This window comes from Lutibacter sp. (assembly GCF_041596795.1).
Classification (GTDB): domain Bacteria; phylum Bacteroidota; class Bacteroidia; order Flavobacteriales; family Flavobacteriaceae; genus Lutibacter.
In genome coordinates this window covers 1-4,895 of the sequence record NZ_JBFHHX010000187.1, presented here as the reverse complement: position 1 = coordinate 4,895, position 4,895 = coordinate 1, and the positions used below count along the sequence as shown (strand labels likewise).

Below are 4,895 nucleotides of genomic sequence, written 5' to 3'. Positions count from 1 at the left end.
TTTCACTTTTAGATAAATACTTACTAACTTTATCTTACAGACGAGATGGAACTTCAAGATTTAGTCCAGATAACCGTTGGGGTAACTTCCCTGCTGCAGCCTTTGCTTGGCAAATGGGAGATGAAAATTTCTTAAAAGATTCTAAAGTAATTTCTAGTCTTAAATTAAGATTAAGCTGGGGTATTACAGGACAACAAGATATAGATGCTGCATATGCTTACTTAGGAAGATACAATACAGGAAACTCTGTTTCTCAATATATTTTCGGAAACACCGCTTATGCTATTGGTCAACCTCAAGCAACATTTGAAGATGTAAAATGGGAAGAAACTACTACTTATGATGTAGGTTTTGATTATGGTTTATTTAACAATAGAATTTCTGGTACATTTGATGTATATTTAAAAGAATCTAAAGATTTATTATCAAACGTTTCTATTGCCGATGGTTCTAACTTTAGCAACTCTGGATGGCAAAATATTGGTAAATTCACCTCTAAAGGTTTAGAAGCTTCTATTGGAGCAGATATTATTAGAACTGAAAACTTTACCTGGAACGCAAACTACAATATTGGTTTAAATGAAACTACAATTGATGAATTAGCTTCTGGTCAAGATATTTCAACTGGAGGAATTAGTGGTGGTACAGGATCTGAAATTCAAGTGCACAGAGAAGGTTACGCTCCTTATTCATTCCTTGTTTACAAACAATTATACGATACTGATGGTATGCCAATTGAAGGTGCTTATGCAGATATTGACCAAAATGGAATTATTAATTCTGATGACCGTTACATTTACAAAAAACCAAATGCTGACATAACAATGGGATTCCAATCTTCAATGAATTATAAAAACTTTGATTTTGGATTTAACTTAAGAGCTTCCTTTGGAAACTATATGTACAACAACGTTAATTCAAGCAGAGCTCAATACAATTTATTACAATCAACTGAAGCACTTGGAAACATGCCTGTAACAGTTTTAGAATCTGGTTTTAATGAAACAGCCAATGTACTAATTTCTGATTACTACATGGAAAATGCTTCATTCCTAAAAATGGATAATGTTACTTTAGGTTACACATTTAATAAATTTAAAACAAATAACACAATTAGAGTTTGGGGTGGTGTACAAAATGTATTTACTATTACAAATTATAGTGGTTTAGATCCTGAAATTTTTGGAGGAATTGACAACACTATTTATCCAAGACCAAGAACCTATATGTTTGGAGCTAACTTTAATTTTTAAACTACTAAAAAATGAAAACTATCAATTTATATAAATTATATTTCTTTTTGGGTACATTATTTTTCTTTACCTCGTGTACTGATGATTTAAATGTTACACCACAAGATGACGACGAATATCTATCAGAGGAATTCTATTCCACTACAGATTCATACAAGCAAGCCTTAGCAGGTGTTTATGGTAACTTATCATTAACATCAACAACAGGTTCAGGAGCTTCAAACTTAGAAGGAATTGATGCTGGTACTAGCCAGTATATGAGAACCCTTTGGTATTTACAAGATTTATCGGCTGATGAACCTATTTGGTCTTATGAAAATGATGAAGGTGGTGCTGTAAAAGCTATTCAAAGAAACACATGGTCTTCTACAAATAGTATATTACTAGGTAATTTTAGTAGATTAATGTTCTCCGTAGCATTAACCAATGAGTTTTTAAGACAAACAACTGCTGAAAAGTTAGAGTCTCGCGGACATACTGATGCTGTTGGAAGTGATATTGCTGCTTATAGAGCTGAAGCACGTTTATTAAGAGCTTATGCATATTACAACTTAATGGATTTATATGGAAAAGCTGCTTTTGTAACAGAAAATGATCCAGTAGGAACTTACCAAGGTCCTCAATATGAAAGAGAACAATTATTTGAGTATATTGAATCTGAATTATTAGATATTGAAGACGATTTAGTTGCTGCAAAACAAAATGAATACGGACGTGCAGACAAAGCAGTTGCTTGGATGATTTTAGCTAAAATATACTTAAATGCTCAAGTATATATTGGTGAAGATAAAAATACAGAATGTATTACATATTGTAATAAAATAATTGGAAGCGGTTATAAATTAGCAACTGATTATTACCATAACTTTTTAGCTGATAATGATACTAATGATGCTGCACAAAACGAAATTATATTTGCTGCAGTAAACGATGGTGTTACTACTCAAAACTACGGTGCAACAACTGTAATTATTAATGGTGAAGTTGGTAGCTTAGAAGGTAACGCTGCAGATTTAGGAGCCCAAGGTTGGGGTGGTGCTTTAAGAGTTAGAAAGCAATTTGCTGAAAGATTCTTAAACGGTGATGTTCCTTTAACAGATAAAAGAAATTCATTATTAACTGCAGGAAGAGATATTGAAATTACTGATGTTGCAGACAGAGATTCAGGTTATATTATTACAAAATTTAAAAATAAAACATCAGCAGGTGTTGCTGGATCTGACCCAACTTTTGTTGATACTGATTTTGTTATTTTTAGATTAGCTGACGTTTATTTAATGTATGCTGAAGCTGTTGTAAGAGGTGGTTCTGGTGGAACAATGAGCGAAGCTGTTGGATACATAAATGCAATTAGAAACAGAGCTAGTTCAACTACAATCTCTGAAGGTAGTTTAACTTTAAACTTCTTAATTAATGAAAGATCTAGAGAGTTATACTGGGAAGGTCACAGACGTCAAGATTTAATTCGTTTTGGACTTTATACTGGTGGAAATTATAACTGGGCTTGGAAAGGTGGTAGCGCAAATGGAATTGCTTTACCTAGCTATTTTAATGTTTATCCTATTCCTTTAAACAATATGACAGCTAACCCTAATTTAACTCAAAATACAGGTTATTAATCTAAACAAGATATTTAAAATGAAAAATATATTAAAATATTTATTGTTGTCTTTGTTCTTTGTTAGCATCACTTCTTGTGATAATGAAGATCAAGATCAACTGGTAATAACACCTAGCGGTAGTGGAGAAATTACCGCGCCAGCTACTGGAGCAAAATACATTTTGAACCCAGAGGAAGAATCAACCAATCCAGCATTTACATTAACTTGGAATGCTGCAGATTACGGTATACCTACAGAAATTAACTACATTGTTCAATTTGCTGCGGCAGGAACAGATTTTGCAGAACCTTATCTTGCTGGTTCTACAACAAATTTAAACTTAACATGGACTATTCAAGAGTTTAATGGTGCTTGTGTAACTGCTGGTCTTTCTCCTTTTGTTGAAGGTGAGTTAGAAATTAGAGTAATTTCAACCGTAGGATCAAATGCTGTAGAACAACAAATTTCAGAAACTATTACAGTTATTGTTACTCCTTTTACTACAGATTTACCTAAAATTGCAGTACCAGGAAATCACCAAGGTTGGGATCCTGCATCTGCTCCAACATTAGCTGCTTCAGGTTTTGGAGAAACTGATTATGAAGGATATGTGTGGTTAGATGGTGAATACAAATTTGTAGCACCTGATGCTACTGGAGGTTTCTTTTGGGGAAATACTGATTGGGGTGATGATGGAACGTTTACTGGAAACTTAGTTGCTGATGACGAAGTAAACTGTAACGCAACAACTACAGGTTTTTATTTTGTAACTGCTAATACTACAACCTTAAAATATACAACAAAAGCTATGAGCTGGGGAATTATTGGTGGATCTATACCTAATACTGGATGGAATTCTGATATTGATATGACCTATAATCCTGAAACTAGAACTCATACAATCACTCTTGACTTTGTGAATCCATCATCTGACGGAGGTTTTAAATTTAGACCTAACAACGATTGGGCTGGAAACCTTGGAGATAATGATGCTGATGGATCGTTAGAAACTGATGGTGCAAACATTGAAGTTCCTGAAAATGGAAACTATACTGTAACACTTGATTTAAGTAACCCTAGAGAATACACTTATTCATTAGTTAAAAATTAAAAACATGAAATATATACATAAAATAATAGTTCTGTTTGTTTTTACAATTGCATTAATATCTTGTGATAAAAACGAGAACTTTGAAATTTTACCAGCTGTTGAAAGTTTTCAAATAGTTACACCTTCATCTGGAACTGTAATTGTTTTAAACGACACCAATTTAGATAATAACGCATTATTTATTTCTTGGGAAACACTTTCTGATGCTACTGGTACGTTTGACATAGAAGTTGCACAAACAGGAACAGATTTTGCAACTTCATATTTACTTGGTACTACTGAAGCTAAAAACTTTAGTATGACTGTAAATGAAATAAACACTTTTTTACTAGATGTTATGGGCTTAGACCCTGAAACTGCTGTTAGTTTAGATATTCGTATCTTAAATAATGGCACTATGACAGATTCTATCTCAGTAGTTTTAACTCCATATAAAGTTGAATATACAGAATTATATGTGGTAGGAAATATTACAGATCCACAATGGTCACCTGCTGATGCTTTAGCAATGACAAGAACAGATTTAAATATTTTTGAAATAACATTGGTACTTGCAGATGGTGCAGAATTTAAATTCTTACCAACAAATACTGGTTGGGATGGTGATTTTGGTGAAGATCCAAATAACCCTGGAATGATTATTCAAGATGGAGAATCAAACCTTTCTGGGTACACTGCAGGAACTTATAAAATAACTGTAAACTTAAATACTTTCACTTTTGAAGTGGTAGAAATTTTAAGTAGCCCAAGATTAGCTGTTCCTGGAAATCATCAAGGATGGAGCCCTTCAACTGCTCCACAATTAGAAGCTTCTTCTGCCTCTACTACAGATTTTGAAGGATACGTTTGGTTAAACGGAGAATATAAATTTGTTGCTGCTGATGCCGATGGTGTTTTTGATTGGAACAAAGGTCCAGATTATGGAGATAA

At 33.3% G+C, this 4,895-nt stretch carries 4 protein-coding genes; all 4 read left to right on the top strand.

Features of this window, described 5'->3' with window-relative positions; translation table 11 throughout:
• Window positions 1-1,253 (top strand): TonB-dependent receptor domain-containing protein (locus tag ABY298_RS14765; protein ID WP_372746821.1); only part of this gene is annotated, 1,253 nt, incomplete at its 5' end.
• An 11-nt stretch (window positions 1,254-1,264) separates the two neighbouring features.
• Window positions 1,265-2,872, top strand: coding sequence for a RagB/SusD family nutrient uptake outer membrane protein (locus tag ABY298_RS14760; RefSeq protein WP_372746820.1), 1,608 nt, complete (start codon window positions 1,265-1,267; stop codon window positions 2,870-2,872).
• Window positions 2,873-2,891: 19 nt separating this feature from the next.
• Window positions 2,892-3,965: a SusE domain-containing protein gene (locus ABY298_RS14755; RefSeq protein ID WP_372746819.1), complete on the top strand. Its 1,074-nt coding sequence runs from the start codon at window positions 2,892-2,894 to the stop codon at window positions 3,963-3,965.
• Between the two features lie 4 nt (window positions 3,966-3,969).
• Window positions 3,970-4,895, top strand: a 926-nt coding sequence (locus ABY298_RS14750) for a SusE domain-containing protein (RefSeq protein WP_372746818.1), incomplete at its 3' end; no start/stop codon positions are given.